At 45.5% G+C, this 16,361-nt stretch carries 16 protein-coding genes; 10 read left to right on the top strand and 6 right to left on the bottom strand.

All coding sequences use genetic code 11. From position 1 onward, the window contains the following. Positions 1 to 11 precede the first annotated feature (11 nt). A complete protein-coding gene (locus ST37_RS16650) occupies positions 12 to 344 on the top strand; it encodes a TIGR01244 family sulfur transferase (RefSeq protein ID WP_084888483.1) in 333 nt (110 codons plus the stop codon). A gap of 76 nt (positions 345 to 420) precedes the next feature. On the opposite strand, the gene ST37_RS16645 is transcribed toward ST37_RS16650, so the two are convergent. Continuing rightward, the gene (locus ST37_RS16645) at positions 421 to 1,017 is read right to left on the bottom strand and encodes a TetR/AcrR family transcriptional regulator (RefSeq protein ID WP_084888481.1); all 597 of its coding nucleotides are present in this window, start codon (positions 1,015 to 1,017) and stop codon (positions 421 to 423) included. A gap of 129 nt (positions 1,018 to 1,146) precedes the next feature. Here ST37_RS16645 and ST37_RS16640 point away from each other — a divergent pair, with 129 nt between their 5' ends. From ST37_RS16640 to ST37_RS16625, 4 genes are all read left to right on the top strand, one after another. Continuing rightward, complete coding sequence (locus tag ST37_RS16640) at positions 1,147 to 2,265, top strand: patatin-like phospholipase family protein (RefSeq protein WP_084888479.1); 1,119 nt, start codon at positions 1,147 to 1,149, stop codon at positions 2,263 to 2,265. 125 nt (positions 2,266 to 2,390) lie between these two features. Further along, positions 2,391 to 3,320, top strand: a complete 930-nt coding sequence (locus tag ST37_RS16635) for an SRPBCC family protein (protein ID WP_084888476.1) — start codon at positions 2,391 to 2,393, stop codon at positions 3,318 to 3,320. Between the two features lie 194 nt (positions 3,321 to 3,514). Beyond that, positions 3,515 to 4,675 carry a GNAT family N-acetyltransferase gene (locus ST37_RS16630; RefSeq protein ID WP_084888474.1) on the top strand — a complete coding sequence of 387 codons (1,161 nt, stop codon included), beginning with the start codon at positions 3,515 to 3,517 and terminating at the stop codon, positions 4,673 to 4,675. Positions 4,676 to 4,778: 103 nt separating this feature from the next. Next, a complete protein-coding gene (locus ST37_RS16625; protein WP_084888472.1) occupies positions 4,779 to 5,585 on the top strand; it encodes a Cof-type HAD-IIB family hydrolase in 807 nt (268 codons plus the stop codon). Positions 5,586 to 5,654: 69 nt separating this feature from the next. Here the strand turns inward: ST37_RS16625 and ST37_RS16620 are convergent, their stop codons facing one another. From ST37_RS16620 to ST37_RS16610, 3 genes are read right to left on the bottom strand one after another with little or no spacing between them, the layout of a single operon-like run. Next, the gene (locus tag ST37_RS16620; protein ID WP_084888470.1) at positions 5,655 to 6,614 is read right to left on the bottom strand and encodes a glycosyltransferase family 2 protein; all 960 of its coding nucleotides are present in this window, start codon (positions 6,612 to 6,614) and stop codon (positions 5,655 to 5,657) included. Continuing rightward, positions 6,607 to 7,575 (bottom strand): hypothetical protein, encoded by a 969-nt coding sequence (locus ST37_RS16615; protein WP_084888468.1) that lies wholly within the window; start codon positions 7,573 to 7,575, stop codon positions 6,607 to 6,609. Before ST37_RS16615 ends, ST37_RS16620 begins: the two co-directional genes overlap by 8 nt. Positions 7,576 to 7,583: 8 nt before the next feature. Continuing rightward, a complete protein-coding gene (locus ST37_RS16610) occupies positions 7,584 to 9,311 on the bottom strand; it encodes an ATP-grasp domain-containing protein (protein ID WP_084888466.1) in 1,728 nt (575 codons plus the stop codon). 279 nt (positions 9,312 to 9,590) lie between these two features. Here ST37_RS16610 and ST37_RS16605 point away from each other — a divergent pair, with 279 nt between their 5' ends. Together ST37_RS16605 and ST37_RS16600 are read left to right on the top strand one after the other, a co-directional pair. Next, positions 9,591 to 10,163 carry a phosphoglycerate mutase family protein gene (locus tag ST37_RS16605; protein WP_172401021.1) on the top strand — a complete coding sequence of 191 codons (573 nt, stop codon included), beginning with the start codon at positions 9,591 to 9,593 and terminating at the stop codon, positions 10,161 to 10,163. A 118-nt stretch (positions 10,164 to 10,281) separates the two neighbouring features. Further along, entirely contained in the window at positions 10,282 to 10,794 is a 513-nt protein-coding gene (locus tag ST37_RS16600; RefSeq protein WP_143698235.1) for a hypothetical protein, read from the top strand. Positions 10,795 to 10,874: 80 nt separating this feature from the next. Here ST37_RS16600 and ST37_RS16595 read toward each other — a convergent pair whose 3' ends face one another. Continuing rightward, a complete protein-coding gene (locus ST37_RS16595; RefSeq protein WP_084888460.1) occupies positions 10,875 to 12,482 on the bottom strand; it encodes an NAD(P)/FAD-dependent oxidoreductase in 1,608 nt (535 codons plus the stop codon). Positions 12,483 to 12,658: 176 nt separating this feature from the next. Here ST37_RS16595 and fdxA point away from each other — a divergent pair, with 176 nt between their 5' ends. Beyond that, positions 12,659 to 12,982, top strand: coding sequence for a ferredoxin FdxA (fdxA, locus tag ST37_RS16590; protein WP_084888458.1), 324 nt, complete (start codon positions 12,659 to 12,661; stop codon positions 12,980 to 12,982). 147 nt (positions 12,983 to 13,129) lie between these two features. Here fdxA and rlmE read toward each other — a convergent pair whose 3' ends face one another. Next, positions 13,130 to 13,750: a 23S rRNA (uridine(2552)-2'-O)-methyltransferase RlmE gene (gene rlmE / locus ST37_RS16585; RefSeq protein ID WP_084888745.1), complete on the bottom strand. Its 621-nt coding sequence runs from the start codon at positions 13,748 to 13,750 to the stop codon at positions 13,130 to 13,132. 146 nt (positions 13,751 to 13,896) lie between these two features. On the opposite strand from rlmE, the gene ST37_RS16580 reads away from it, so the two are divergent. Together ST37_RS16580 and ST37_RS16575 are read left to right on the top strand one after the other, a co-directional pair. Beyond that, the gene (locus tag ST37_RS16580; protein WP_084888456.1) at positions 13,897 to 14,637 is read left to right on the top strand and encodes an RNA methyltransferase; all 741 of its coding nucleotides are present in this window, start codon (positions 13,897 to 13,899) and stop codon (positions 14,635 to 14,637) included. A 408-nt stretch (positions 14,638 to 15,045) separates the two neighbouring features. After that, positions 15,046 to 16,317, top strand: a complete 1,272-nt coding sequence (locus ST37_RS16575) for an OFA family MFS transporter (RefSeq protein WP_084888454.1) — start codon at positions 15,046 to 15,048, stop codon at positions 16,315 to 16,317. Positions 16,318 to 16,361 lie beyond the last annotated feature (44 nt).

Genomic DNA, 16,361 nt, shown 5'->3' with positions numbered 1-16,361 from the left:
GGAGAACATGGATGAACATTACTAAAATTGCAGAAAATTATTCAGTCAGCCCACAAATTGCGGTGCAAGATATTGCGACGATAAAAGAGATGGGCTTTGACGGTATCGTGTGTAATCGACCCAATGGGGAAGAACAGGGACAGCCGCTATTTGATGAACTTATGTTAGAGGCCGCTAACCAAGGTATCGACATTGTCGCCATCCCAATGAATGGCCCCGAAGTCACCATGCCAATGGTTGAACAGTTCAATCAATTTATGCAGCAGCATCAGCGCGTACTTGCCTTTTGCAGAACAGGCAATCGCTCGTCGATAATTTGGAAAGCTGCTTTAGCAGTGAATTAATAGGTCTCGTTGCTGATACATTTTGAAGAGGTTTACCGGTGTAAACCTCTTTGCAAATGTTAATCGCGTTATCGCGTTAGCGACTATGTGCAGACTCAAAGCTATCACAGGCAAATCGTATAGCTTGATCAAGCTCTGCTCTGGTGACAGGGTCTTGATGGGTCATTAATGATGGCCAGTAGCACGTCCCCTTTATTGAACCGATTAACTGCTCAATAGCCAGTAACGGCTCCGACAATGAGAGTTTGTTTTGTTCTACGCCTTGTTTAGCCCAATGCCGTAGCCCATACCCACCTTCAATCGTTTGCAGTTGCGCTAACGCAATTTCTGCAAATCGTTTCTGTTTCATGCACTCGACACTGACCAGCCGCGATAGCTGGATGAACTGTGGATCTAGCAAATACGACATGCGTTCACTCAAAATCGCAAACAGCTGATCTGAGATGGACGTGTTGCGGTCAAAGTCGACGGGCAAATGTTGTTCAAAATTGCTCATCAGTGAGTCGACAATTGTTTCAAACAGCTTATCTTTGGTTGGGAAGTATTTGTACAGTGTACGTTTAGACACTCGAGCAAGCTTTGCAATCCCATCCATGCTCGCTTGATCGAATCCTTTTTCCGAAAATAGCGTCATGGCAGCATTGAAGATATCGTGCTGTTTTGCTTCTCTCATTTTGCTCAAGGTAAATGCCTCTCAAATTTGCCAACATTTCATTCTACAAGCTTTACTGACTGGAATTCTAAAGTGTACACTATCGTTTACTTTAGAGTCGAATACTAATTATAAATAGGCAGTTACCCAATGGATCAACACATTAAATACGCGCTCGCCGTTCAAGGTGGCGGTCAAAAAGGCGCTTTTGCTTCTGGGGTATTAGATAAGTTTAAAAAAGAAAACTTTGACCCATTTTCATTGTATTTAGGCACTAGTGCAGGCGCTCTAAACGTTGCGGCATTTGTGGCAGGGCAGCCTGGGTTAGGCCTCGACTTCATTCTTAATTACACCACGCGTGAGCGCTTCTTTGATTTCAATAAGTTTGTGAAAAAAGAGCAGCCGATGGATCTTGATTGGGCGTTTGAGTTTGTAAATAGCGGCGACTTTCCACTCGACATCGAAAAGGGCCGGCGCCACCTTGGCGGTGACCGTGAGGCACTCGCATGTATTACTAATGTCGATGAGGTAAAGGATTACTATTACCCGATTTTTTCTGAGGATTGGTTTGATGTGTTGCGAGCGACCTGCGCGATTCCTATGCTCTACTTCCGTGACGTCGAATTTGATGGCGCCAAATGGGTAGATGGTGGCGTAACTGCGACCATACCCGTTGAGGAAGCGTATCGAAGGGGCTTCAAAAACATTGTTGTTATTTCTACAGAGCCTATATCACAGCAGTCTGCGGCAGAACAAATTACGGTTGCGACTTCTGCGGTTGAAGAGGCAGAAAAAGATCTGAGACTAGGTCGTTTTCGTCAAGAATTAGAAGAAGGCCTTGCTCCGTATGTCGACAAATACAAACTGCACGGTCATCGTGATAAATTGCTCGACTTTCAAAAGCAGTTTTCTAAAAAAATAGAAGAACTTAGCCACGAAATTAAGTTGCCTAATTTTGACTCTGTGACCCCTGATTGGCTGCCCGACAAAGACACGTTGACGCAATTGGTTGCTCAGCAGCAACAACGGTTGATGCAAACATCTACTGGCAATAAAAATATGGATATGCTTGTGCAACATTACGTGAGTCATAACGCTGTGCGTCAGTTCATTCAGACTCCACCAGAAGGAGTCACATTGCATGAGATATCGCCGACGGTTCCACTAAAAAGCAAAGGCTTGATGAGCAGCAAAACGGACATTCTGCATGACTATGAGTTGGGCTTGCTAGCTGGAACTGAGTTTCTTGAAGCGTTTAATCAAGGGTAATCTAAGCGCAAGCTTGAGCAGACTCAGTCATCATAGTATGTGTGCCATGAGCGTCTATACTTGCGGTTACAGAGCGACGCGCCAAAGTAAAAACAAGGTTAAGAAACAAAGAATAAGGAAATTCGATGCTAAAGTACCAGGTTAAAAAGTCTATTGTTATCGATGCAGAGCCCGAGCAGGTTCAACAGTTTGTTGCAGATTTCACCCATTGGCCAAGTTGGTCGCCATGGTTAATCACCGAGCCAGATTGCCCGTTAGTGTATAGCGGAGATCAAGGCAGTGAAGGAGCCAGTTACACATGGGATGGAGAGATAGTTGGCTCTGGTGAAATGCAGTTGGTCGAGGTCAAGCCAGGCACACTTAACATGGATTTAAGGTTTCTTCGTCCTTTTAAATCGCAGGCTAAAGTGGGTTTTGAATTTGACGCAGTGGATGGCGGTTGTAAAGTATCGTGGATCATGGGCAGCCAAGTTCCTTGGTTTTTATTCTTCTTAAAAAACTTGTTTAAGAACATGATTGGCATGGATTACGACCGTGGCCTGGGAATGCTTAAGGCAAAAATAGAGACTGGGAAGGTGGAGAGTAAGCTGAGTTTACTTGGTGATCTAACGATAGATGCGACGCATTATGTCTCTTTACGCGGCGGGGCAACCATTGAACAAATGAAAGAGGTGATGCCAGGTCATATCGACTCGCTAACTCAGCTGGTAACCGAGCAAAAAGTGGTGCCGAATGGCCCATTGTTTGCGCTTTATACCAAAATGGACATGAACACCAGTTACTCTGAGTTCGAAACCTGTTTGCCAATCGAATCCCCAGTTGATCTCTCTGAGCCATTTGTAGTGAAACAACTTCCTACCACACAGGCTTATGCGGTTGAGCATACAGGGGCGTACAATTATTTGGGCAATGCTTGGTCGATGGTGATGATGGCATCACGTCATTATAAGGTGAAAACATCTAAAGCCATTTTAGGCATGGAGCGATTTTTGGATTCGCCAAACACAGTGCCTGAAGGTGAACTGCGAACACAAGTGATGGTGTTTAAAAAATAGAGTTTGAGTAGTCTGGGAAATGGGCCAATATATTTGACCATTTGCTTGTGCGTTTAAAATTGCCCTCACACTTTTGAGACGTGCACATTTTAAATCGCTATATGCGGCTTCAATTTGCTCGATCTTATAAATGTTACAAGACTTCTGATGCGGCTCTTTTACTCTATTCAGTACATCAATTATGAGTAGAGCTAATGGAACTGGCTTCACCACAAACTGACCTATCAACCTCAATGACTATTGAACATATTGATACGCCCGATTTAACCCTCGTGCGGGAGTTGTGGTGCGAGCTCGAAAATCGAGCGCCAAGTAATGTGTTTTTAAGTTGGTTTTGGATCGGAACCTGGCTTGAGGTGTTCGTCACTGATTTTATTTTGGTGGTTGCAAAGAGCGATCACGGTGTGCCAGTCGGTCTTGGCATTATTGTGAAGACGCCTTCGAATTCACCATTGCCCGGATTTGAAGATTATCATCTCCATCGCACTGGCCAGCGAGATCTTGATCAAATCTGGATCGAGTATAATGACTATTTGCTGGATACCGAGCTAGCGGACCAACTAAGGCCACTGCTGAATCAGTACGTTATGGACAATGTAGTAAAGCGCGGTGGCTTTTCAATAGGCGTATCGAAACAGGAGGTACTTGCCCATTCTGGTCTCTTTAAGCACAGTCAGCGCACAATATGGAGTACGATGGCTTATCGAGTGAACCTGCATCGCTATCATAGCTTCTCAGAATATGAAAAACAGACTTTATCAAAAAACGCCCGTTATCAGATCCGGCGCAGTAAAAAACGGTATAAGGGTATGGGAGGCGTTGAGTTTACTCACTACAATGTCGAAAACATTGATCAGTTTTTTAACGACTGCGCCCCGTATCACTTAGAGCGCTGGGGAAAAAGTAGTGGCTTCAATAACCCCAAGTTCTTAGATTTTCATCATCGCCTAGCGATGAAAGGCGTCCCACAAGGCATTGTTCAGTTAGTCAAAGTGTCTGCAGGTGAGCATCACCTTGGTTATATCTATAACTTTCACTTCAAAGGATGTGCGTATTTCTATTTGAGCGCATTTAACTACACCTTTACCGATAAGCACCTAAAACCAGGTCTAGTCACCCACCATATGTTGATTGAGGCTGCTCAAAAAAGTGGTTTTGAGTATTACGATTTTATGGGTGGGGAGCTGCAATACAAAAGAACATTAAGCGATGAAGAGATGTCGCTGGAAATGCGGGTTTACCGAAACATCAATTTGGCTAATTCGATTAAGTTAGCCATTGATCATGCTGCAGTACTACGTGATCGGTTAACACACTCCTCTACGCCAACTCAAAGCCGAAAAAAGAAGAATTGAGGAAATATTTTCTGCCATTTCGTACCCTTTTTTTTCTGACATACACCCCCTATACTCCATCTCATCGCGCATGAATGCGCTTCAATCTCTAGTGAGTTTCGTAATGACTACCCCTGATATCCGTTTTATTGCTGCCGATATGGACGGCACACTGTTGGATCCTTCTGGTAATTTGGACCCTGATTTTTTTGATGTGTTTGAACAGTTGGCAAAAAAAGATGTTCTATTTGCAGCAGCGTCGGGTCGGCAGTATTACAGCTTGCAAGATACCTTCGCTCCTATCGCAGATAGGATGCTGTTTGTTGCCGAAAATGGCACCATGGTGATGCACCAAGGACAAGAGCTGTACAGCAATACTATCGAACGACAGGATATTACTCGAGTGATTGAGGTCGCGAGACAAATAGATGGTGTGCACATTGTGCTGTGCGGTAAGTCGGGTGCATACATTGAGTCGACAGATCCTAATGCGCACCAAGAAATTCAAAAATACTACGCCAAACGTACTCAGGTGGAAGATTTGCTCAGCGTAGATGATCAGTTTATTAAAGTGGCGCTGCTGCATTTTGGTGGCACTGAGGCTAATGTAGCACCGACGTTTAATGCTGAATTCGGTGGCACTCACCAAGTGGTCGTCAGCGCCAAAATATGGCTCGACGTGATGGATAAAAGCGCTTCAAAAGGTGCAGCGATCGAGCATTTACAAAGTACGATGGGCTTTGGTTATGAGCAAACCATGAGCTTTGGTGACTTCTTTAATGACGTTGAAATGCTTCAAGTTAGCGGTGAATCTTATGCCATGGAAAATGCTCATCCAGAGGTAAAGCAACACGCAAAACACATTGCGCCAAGTAATGCGCAGTCGGGTGTTCTTTCCACAATTAAACGCCTTTTTTCTCTTTCTCAATAGCGTTGGGTTACTAAGTTGACAGTTAATGCCGCTAGAGCACGAGTAAGCCCATTGTGCAAAGCAGAATATTTAGCGCTTTATTAATGCCAGCACCGACAAGTACACCGCATAAAGCGACCACTTTAGGGTGAACTGATTGGCCAGTGCTTGATTAGCGTAAATGCTGGCCAGTTTGTATGACTGTTGCTGTTTCATGATACTAGCTAAGTGTTTGTATTCGTATACTTTAGCTTGAATAAACCGCTGCCTAATTTGAAGGTGTTTTACATTGGTGATGTTCTTCTCAATGTAGCAGAGGCGGTTAAGGATCTTTCCAACCGCGTTTACCGCCGTAGAAACGTTGTCTGCTTTACCTCGATCAGGAATGTTGTGCCTTGATACTATGGCTGGGTTGTACAATATCGAGACGGCTTGGTCGATACTTCGGTAGTAAAAATCTCTATCCCCTTCGTAAGCGAGAGATTCATCCATCCCACCCACCTGCAAGAAAAAGTCACGACGCATAAATGTGCAGTTCATGTGCGCAAATCCGTTACTGGTAAGCAGTTGATCAACGTTGATAGGTTGAGTGTCACTCCATTGAAATGTTTTGGCTATGTCTTCAATCCAAATCACGGCCTCTTTCAATGTCCCGTTAGGTTCATATGCGATTTGATTCGAGTAGATGACATCCACACTAGAAGGGTATTGCTCTAGATCGCGCACCACATTTGATAGATAGTGTGGGTCTGTCCAATAGTCGTCATCGTCAAGAAACGCGACATACTCTCCTGTTGCCTGAGCCACGCCGTAGTTTCTGCAATAGTTTGGACCGTGACCGTTGCGTTTTTCTATCAAGTGAAAGTATTGAATCTTATCTGGGTGTGTGGCGATCAACTGTTGATATTGGCGTTGGACATCGGGCGAGCTTCCATCGTCAACCACGATAATTTCAGTATGCGGGTAGCTTTGGGTGAGTGCGGAATCCAAGGCTTTGCTAAATAGACCAACCCTGTTTTTAGTTGGGATAATTATCGAAACGTTAGTCATTGTTCGCCTTCTCTAACCTAGAAAACTCCGAAACCAGACTAGGGGTTACTTTATTGTTATTAAGTAGCCAAGTCATGATCTCAACAGTACTTTCACCAATATCGGCAGCCGTATTACCGGTTGAGTAGGGAGTTAACCCTGATTTTAAGCTGGAAGAATGCAGTGACAAAATGAGGTGTTGATGGCCCGTTTGCTGCAATCTCGAATAGATGCGTTTTAGTTCGTAGATGGGAACACCTTCTGGGCTAAAGCGTAATTTTTTTAGCCGTGCTATTTTACCCAACAGCTTAAGTGGTGGTGAGCTTTGAATGCGGGCAAACAGCTCAGGCTTTTTATTGAGGTAGTTCGCCAGTGGCGCAACCACAGACAAGAAGGCGCTGCTATGAGGGAATACTTCTATCCCTTGTTTGATGTAGTGTCCGTTGGTTGTAGACGAGAAATCTGGGCCACCTATTGAGGTAAAGTCACTGAATGCGCTCGGACTGATGTCTGTTTTGTAGCCCAAGGCGTGCAAAATCTCGTAGGTGTTTTTGCCAATGCCATAGCGACCCGCCAAATAAGTTGTCGGTGCGTGATGGGTTAATGCTTCAATAGCGTCTGTCAGTGTCTTTAGTTTGGCAAACTCAAGGTCGCGCGCCAAGTTTCCAGCAAAGGTGTGGTACTCATCCACGTTGCCTTCGGAGTCTGACTCACTAAACGGCGGAGTGACCCAAGGGTGCAGGTGACTGGCAAATTCGATGTTTGGAGAGGCTAACCCGACCAGTTCTTCTATGGCCTGACGACCTTGTAGGTTATTTATAAACGCGTAATCAAGCGCCAACGTGACCTTTGCTCCAATGTCGACAAGCTGTTTAACCGTAGTTGTGAACTGTGTGTGATGCGAGACATTATCATTGAAACGATTAAACCCACCATTCCAATCAAACTCTTCTTCTGTGTGAATGACTACCGCACATTCCATTGTGGTACCTATCGACTAATATCGTTGTAGAGTCGCTCGACAGCGGCGTTAATCATGCTATAGCTGTCATTAGCGTCTTGGGTGGTTTTGCCATACGGATCGTCAATATTGGCTCGGCCAAACCACAAAGGGCCAACCAAATCTGTCATGTTAACGCCTTCTGCCGGAGCCAAGTTTTGTTCAAAAAACAGTTGATTTTTCTCATCAAAAAACAAAACCAAGTCTCTATCGGTAAGTTGAAAATCTCGGATATGTTTAGATCTGTGCGGCGCCAAATCCACATCAAACTGCTTGGCGGCCTCGATAAACATATCGGGGGACTGACGTCCAGTTGGATCATGGATACCTACAGAGTGAATAGATAACGTAGTGTCTTCGGTCAGTTTCTTTTTTAAGTCGAACTCTGCGAATGAGCTGCGCACGATGTTCCCGTAACATAAGAAGTAGATCGAGTTGTAGTAACCATTCCCTAGTTTTTTACGTAAGGTTGCGCGTACAAATGGGCGGTAAAAAAGCCTAAGCTGCGGTACTTTCCGGTTGATGAACGAGCTAATCAGCTTAACGATACCCATCAATTCAGCAAAAAAAGGTTTTGTGTCCTTCAACTCGAAGCTGTCTATTCGCTCTTTACCTACCAGCATTCTTCTTGCTTCAAAGGTTCTAACTGCTAAAAACTTAAACGCTTTTAGTATGCCTTTGCGTCGACGAATGCCCTGAAACTGACTTCTTACCATATTAAAGTCAGACGTAAGATTACGAGCGTATTGATCGACACGATAGTCTTTGGGATACAAATCGCTGTGAACACTTTGAGGTTCGGTCAAGTAGTTGGCAAAGTAGCTTGGAAAGTCGATTCCTGATTGCACGGCCAATGGAATTGAGCCCCATACACGAGCATTTACTTCGATGAGGATCCATTTGCCATTATTGAGGTTTCTTTTAAATTCAAACATCGCCAGACCGGTCATGTGGGTCTTTGCACACAGCTTTTTAACGGCTTCAAGCTGCGCGGGGTCGACCTCGACACTTTTACGGTAGGAGCTGCCACCCCCGTCGGCGGACTCCCAAAGCCGCTGATGAGCAAACGCGGTTTTGACCACGCCCTCAATAGCAAACACGGACAGGCCTTCACCTGTGCCTTCAAAATATTGCTCTAGAATAAAAGGCTGATGCTGTCCGTCTAATAACGTTTTTAGTTGTTCGGTATTGCGCACTATTGCGACCTTACCACGGTTGTGAATGTCGTCTTCGCGGTAGGATTGCAGCGGCTTAAACACAACAGGCAGCTCAATGGCTTCAAGGTCTATCTGTGATGAATTATCAACATGGTGTGCATCTGCCACGGGAACATCACATTCCATGGCAACAGATTTAGTTTTCCACTTGTCCAAAAAGACGTAGAACGCATCTTCGTTAACGATGGCGCAAGGTGGGAAGTCTTGGTGAGATTTTCGTAATTCAAGCAACGGGAAAATCGCTCGCTCATCACACGGAAAAATCAGCTCAATGGCGTGTTCGGTAACGTATTGCGTGATGGCATGTGACCACGCAGACTCCGTGTTGGCTAGTTGACTGACGCATTTAAAGGCGTGAAGGTATTGGCTGCGCAGTGCAATAGACTGCGCATTGAGCGAAATGGCATGGACCTCATACTCATTTTTAGCCAGCGAACGAATTGAGCTAAGAAAGCTCCTCGAATCTTCGCCAATCACTAAAACGCGTTTACGTTTGCTCATCCTTTTAGCCTAAACTCCGCTTTGCTTTACGCTGCAAATAATCACCAATTACACCTTCATTCATACTACGCGAACGGATTACTGGTCTGTGTTGCAAACTTAAGATAAAGAAGTGTTCCCTTATTACGGTCTCAAAGGTGACACGTTGTGGCTGAAATATTGAAAGCATTCAAGCTTTTGCTCGTCAATTGTCCCTAAATAGCGCGATGATAATCTAAGGTGCGAGAGCGTTGGTAACGCACATCAATATGAGAAAAACCACAATGAGTAGAGATGCGAATGAAAACACTGTATTTGGTTAGGCATGGTGAAGCGGGAGACGACAGAATTGAGCAGGTAAGTTACTCCGCGATAAATGAATACGACAAGCCGCTCACCCAACGGGGTATTGAACAATCCATTAAGTTAAACACGGTGTTTGACTCAATCTCCATCGATCGCAGCTACACCAGCGACTACTTGCGAGCTAAAGAAACCTTTGCTCAACTTAATATTGCGTCGAATGCGCTTTTTGAGCTTGCCGATATTAGAGAGTTGTATTGTGAGTGCATAGGTAAAAACTTAGGCAACACAGACATTGAAGAATTTAAACTGCAGAAACAACGTGTGCTGCGCTTTATTGAAACTCATCTTTTGCGCATAGCCGATGGGGAAACAGTGTTAATTGTGGCGCACGGATGCTTTATCCTCTATTTGCTAAAGCAGCTTATTGGTAAATCCTTTGGACACGATATGACCCATACAGGGGTGACCAAGTTGGTCTTTGAAAATGAGTGGGATTTTGAGTATTTTAATCACTCTTCACACTTGCAGGATGCGATTGAGCCAGAGATTAGTGTCCTGTTTGAGTGAGCTTTGTTTATAAGGCGAGCGCTAAAAACACACAACAATCGCGACGTCAAATGAGACGATTAAGCGATAAATTGTCTAATTTTTTTCGACTACTTGAACGACGAGACTTATATTTTCTATGAAAAACGCTAAACGCTTTTTGATGACGGGTATGTTGTTACTGCTAGTAAGTGGATGCCGCTTTTCCTTGTATCCCAGCAATCCTTTACCTGAGTTTGAGCAAGATAACTCTCCGACTCTCGCAGGCATAGATACTGACGGCAATGGTATAAGGGACGATATTGAGCGTTACTTAGGGACTATAGATCTAAATGATTCTCAGCAAAAAGCGCTAAATCGATTGGCGGTGTCGCTGCAAGTTAGCCTTGAAACTGACCTTGAAACAGGCCCTGAGAGAAGCCTCGACAGCCAACCCACATTACAAAAAAATCATCAGGATTACGTATCCCATCTATATTGTTTTGTGGAGTCTATGCAAGATGTCGAAAAAGCGGGAAGCATCGTCGATAGCTTGATTCTTTATACGATGAACACGCCTCAGCGGGTTGAAAAATACAAACAATATCAGGCGACTATAATAAACGGTGTAAGCTCAAGCTATGACGAGATAGCTTGTCAAAATAAGTATTAATCGTGCCACTACCCCTGAACACCCCATTGTATAAAGGGTGCCCAAGGATAAGGCTTTAATATCTATATTCTGGTGCGTACTTACGCTTGCTCAGTCATGGCAAGTGCAACGGCTTCGGCCACTTTGATGCCGTCGATCCCCGCAGAAAGAATACCACCCGCATAACCCGCACCTTCACCCGCAGGATATAGGCCAGGGGTATTGATGCTTTGGTAGTCTTTGCCACGCTTGATGCAGATAGGTGAAGAAGTACGAGTTTCAACACCAGTTAGCATGCCATCAGGTTTTGAAAAGCCTTTAATCTTCTTCTCAAACGCAGGAATAGCCTCGCGAATGGCTTCGGTAACGTAATCTGGAACGACTTTGCTTAGATCGGCAAGGGTGATACCTGGCGTGTAAGAAGGCTGAACGTCGCCAATCTCTTTACTTGATTTGCCTGCAAGGAAGTCTCCAATAAGCTGAGCCGGAGCATGGTAGTTTTCACCGCCTTCTTTAAAGGCTAACGCTTCGAGCTTACGTTGCAATTCGATGCCCGCTAATGGGTGGCCTGGGTAGTCTTCTTCTGGAGAGATTCCGACGACAATGGCGCTGTTTGCGTTGCGCTCATGGCGCGAGTATTGGCTCATGCCGTTAGTGACAACACGCCCTTCTTCGGACGTTGCTGCCACAACAGTGCCGCCTGGGCACATACAAAAACTGTATACGCTGCGACCGTTTTTGCAGTGGTGGACTAACTTGTAGTCGGCTGCGCCCAAAAGAGGGTGCCCAGCGTTGTCACCAAAGCGACAACGGTCGATCGCGCTTTGCTCGTGTTCAATACGAAAGCCCACAGAAAACGGCTTTGGTTCAATATACACGCCTTGCTCATGCAGTTCGGCAAAGGTGTCACGCGCACTGTGGCCAACAGCCAAGATCACGTGTTTACTCTTTAGATACTCACCCGTTGAAAGGTGTAGACCTTGTACTTGGTTGTCGACTAAGTCGAACTTATCAACACGAGTACTAAAGCGAATTTCACCGCCCAACTCAATGATCTTGGCGCGCATTTTTTCAATCATGCCCACCAGTTTAAAAGTACCGATGTGCGGCTTACTCACGTATTCGATCTCTTGAGGTGCGCCGGCTTCCACAAATTCTTTGATTACCTTACGGCCGTAAAAGTTTGGATCTTTGATTTGAGTGTACAGTTTACCATCTGAGAACGTGCCCGCACCGCCTTCACCAAACTGTACATTGGACTCGGTATTAAGCGGCTGCTTACGCCAAAAGCCAAACGTGTCTTTGGTACGCTCACGTACCGCTTTGCCACGCTCAAGAACAATTGGCTTAAAGCCCATTTGCGCCAGAACAAGTGCAGAAAACAGTCCACAAGGGCCAAAACCGATCACCACTGGTCGCTCTTCTAGGTTTTCTGGCGCTTTGGCGACAAATTTGTAGCTCATGTCAGGCGTTTCTTTGACTCGATGATCATCGGCAAATTGCTCAAGTAGCTGCTGTTGGTTCTCGACGTCGATATCCAATGTGTAAATAAGCTGGATGTTTTTGTTGTTGCGGGCATCGTAGCCACGTTTGAACATGGTAAAGGACAACAATTGCGCTTTTTTGATGTTTAGTTTTTCCAAGATGGCGTTTTCGAGCGCTTGCTCATCGTGATCTAGGGGCAGTTTGATGTCGGTTAAACGTAGCATAGGTAAATTACTCTTTAATATTGCCGGACGGCCTCTCCGTCAGGGCAGGATAAGATCGATACTTCGAAATTAGTGGCTGGATTTTACACCATATTGCCCCTAAAGAAACTTGTGTTTTGAGGGTTCTACTTTAAACTTACGCCACAGTAAATGATTGAAGAAGAATTAGCGTATAAATGACTTTTGTAGTGACCGAGAACTGCATCAAATGCAAGTATTCCGACTGTGTTGCCGTGTGCCCAGTCGATGCATTTTTTGAAGGCCCTAACTTTTTAGTGATCGACCCCGATATCTGTATCGATTGCTCGTTGTGTGAGCCTGAATGTCCCGCGAATGCCATTTGCCAAGATACCGATATACCGGACGATCAGATCCATTTTATCGAGCTCAATGACGAGCTAAGTAAGAAGTGGCCAAATATTACCGAGATGATAGAACCACCCGAGGACGCCGACAAGTGGAATGGGGTAGAGAATAAGCTCTCAATGCTTGAAAAGTAGCAGCCTATGACGCCACTTCTCAACAGGCAGTGGCGCTAACAACAACGGCCAAACAGTAATCTGAACAGACAGTTAGGTAGAGTGGTATTACTCGGTAAGTGAACCGCCTCCCCTTCGCCAATTTGCAAAAGGGAGTCATTGGACGCGCTAGCCTTTAAAGCCTTTACCGACGATATACACCTCACGTGAACGAGGACGTGATGCCGCAGGTTTGCGAATGATCACTTTATTAAAAGAGCTGCGAACGTCTTTTACATACTCTTCGTAGCCAACACCCTGAAACACCTTGGCACAGAAATTACCGCCTGGCTTTAACACATTACGCGCCATATCCAGCGCCAGCTCGACCAAATACATAGAGCTGTATTGGTCGGTGGTTTTCACGCCACTCATGTTGGGTGCCATATCCGAAATCACCACGTCGACCCCTTCACCGTCGATGGTTTCCAAAATACGTTCATACACCGCTTCGTCAGTGAAGTCGCCTTGGATAAAGGTCACCCCAACAATGCCATCCATCGGCAATATGTCAGACGCGATCACTTTACCGTGGTCTCCCACCATAGGCGCCACAATTTGTGACCAACCACCCGGCGCAGAACCCAGATCCATCGCGATATCACCTGGCTTAATCAGCTGATCTTTTTCATTGATCTCTATTAGCTTGTAACTTGCACGCGAACGATAGCCATCAATTTGAGCTTTCTTTACATAAGGGTCGTTTACGTGTTCATCGAGCCATTTTTTGCTGGTTTTAGAACGTGCCATAGGATCTTCGCCATCTTCGCGGAATAAAGGGAGCGCTATTGTAATCGCGTCGTTTTGTTTTGCCAATCTCTGCAGCGCACTAATGGTGACATTTTGCCAATCAACAAGGTACAATCTGGCGCGACATTCAAGGTAAGGCACAATAAATGAAACTGGACAACGCAAAGAAGCTGCATCAAAAAAAATATCGTGAGCAGTTTGGTCACTATTTAGTCGAAGGTGAGCACCTAATACTCGAGCTCGACAAAGCCGCCCAGTCTCAGCCTTACCTAAAAAACACTATTTTGTATGTGACCGAAGAGTACCAAGAGTGGGTAGGGCAGCTTAAGCACTCCTACACCATCACCACCATCAGCAAAAAAAGCATGGCAGGACTCAGCGACACGAAAACCCCACAAGGCATCATTGCCTGTGTCCCGCTGCCAACCGCACCAGCGAGCCAACCGCTGCAAAAAGGCGAGCGTTGTATCTATCTCCATGAAGTACAAGACCCCGGTAACCTCGGCACCATTTTGCGCAGCCTCGCGTGGTTTGGGCAGTTCCGCTTGCTCATGAGCCACAACAGTGTTGATCCGTTCAACCCAAAAGTTGTTCGTTCAAGCATGGGCGCGATTTTCCATCTTCCAATCGAGCAAGGTGTGGAGCTTGAAGACCTCAACCAACGCTTTAAGCGCTTTGCGTACCTTGATATGCGAGGCGATAAAGTTAACTCACCACAGTTTGCGGATTACGATTGTTATTTGTTTGGCAATGAGGCCCGTGGTGTGCCAAAGCAAGCACTCGCAGACTGTAATGCGCAGCCGTTTACAATTGCGGGAAGTGGGAAGATTGATTCGTTGAATTTGGCGAGTGCAGTGAATATTTGTGCTTATCAGTTGTCGCTATAAAGCGTAATTGCGGTAATTCATCACGCAATGCTGTCCAGCTTTTCTCCAATGGTACTGCATGGCATTAAAGTAAGGGCTCTCGATAGTCGCTCGCTTGGGCACTGAAGATAGACTTAATCTTAACTATTACCGAAGTACGGGTTAACTGACGCAAAGCTCAATGTAAGAGTGGTATCCCTCCTAGGATGAGCGAGTTGCTCATCCTTTTTATATGCAAACACCGGCTATTGACGATACTGAGCTGGCCGCAATAAATCAGACGTAGATTACAACATCGCTTAAAAGTGCTCCAAAAGATTGCCCGCGAAACAAGGTGTTAACTACTGCATATCAATTGATACACATCAAGAAACAATTGCGCAACATCGTGTAGCCTATTTCATAGTCAATATTGCATGAGGTAGGGACATGAAAAACCGTTGGCTCATCGCCGCATCAGCGATTGGTGTACACGCTTCCATTGGCTCGGTCTACGCATTTAGTGTGTTTAAAAAACCTCTAGGGCAGTTACTTGAAGGCGCATCAAATAATCAGATCGCATGGACTTTTAGCTTTGCTATCTTCTTCTTAGGGCTGTCAGCTGCAGTCATGGGGCGTTTTGTTGAAAAGCGTGGTCCACGCACCTCTGGCATGCTCGCAGCGGCCTTTTTTGGAAGTGGCTTACTGTTGGCTGGTTTTGGTGCATTAATCCAAAATCTCTACGTGATCTGGGTTGGTTACGGTGTGTTGGGAGGTATTGGACTGGGCATCGGTTATATTACTCCGGTTTCAACATTGGTGAAGTGGTTTCCCGATCATCGAGGCATGGCCACAGGCCTTGCTATCATGGGCTTTGGGTTTGGTGCAATGGTTGGTGGCCCGGTGTTTAACTATATTATCGAGTTGTTCACGGTTGAAGGCAATGGTATTGCCTATACCTGGTTTATTACCGGGGTTGGTTATCTGGTGATCATGATGGTATCTGCTAACTATCTACAACGACCACCAGAGGGATGGATGCCCGAGGCAATGAAAGCGGCAGTCGATGCGGGTGAAAAAGAAGTCGTTGCCGATTTGAGTCAAAGCACCGCCAATGAAGCGGTAAAAACACCCCAGTTTTGGGGCCTATGGACGATGATGTTCATTAACATTAGCTGCGGTATCGCAGTGATCTATGCTGCTTCGCCTTTAGCGCAGGAAAGCATAGGCTTAAGCCCGGCTGAAGCCGCCGGTGTGGTGGGTTTGATGTCTCTATTTAATGGACTTGGGCGTATTGCGTGGGCTTCAGCATCCGACTATTTAGGACGACCCAATACTTATACCATATTCTTTGTGCTACAGATTGTGGCCTTTTATGCATTACCTAACATCACCAGTGTGCTGATGTTCCAAGTTGTGCTATACGCCATTTTGACGTGTTATGGCGGTGGCTTTGCCACTCTTCCTGCCTATATCGGTGACCTTTTTGGTACTAAAGAGTTGGGAGCTGTCCATGGCTACGTACTTACTGCGTGGGCTTTAGCGGGCTTAGCCGGCCCACAGATTGCGGCATATGTCCGAACGGCGACGGGGAGTTATGAATTGACCCTTTACATCTTTGCCGGAACCTTCGTTCTCGCGCTTCTGGTTTCGATATTGATGAAACGTTTTGTACAGCAAGCTCGAGCTGTTCAGAGTCATAATCAGGTTAAGCCAGTTTAACGTCTAATAGTTGATACATTGAGCCAAACGCTCCATTTTAGCAG

It is taken from the genome of Vibrio sp. qd031 (genome assembly GCF_002100145.1).
GTDB lineage: Bacteria > Pseudomonadota > Gammaproteobacteria > Enterobacterales > Vibrionaceae > Vibrio.
Note: the sequence above shows the minus strand (reverse complement) of the source record. Positions and strands in the feature narration are given on the sequence as shown.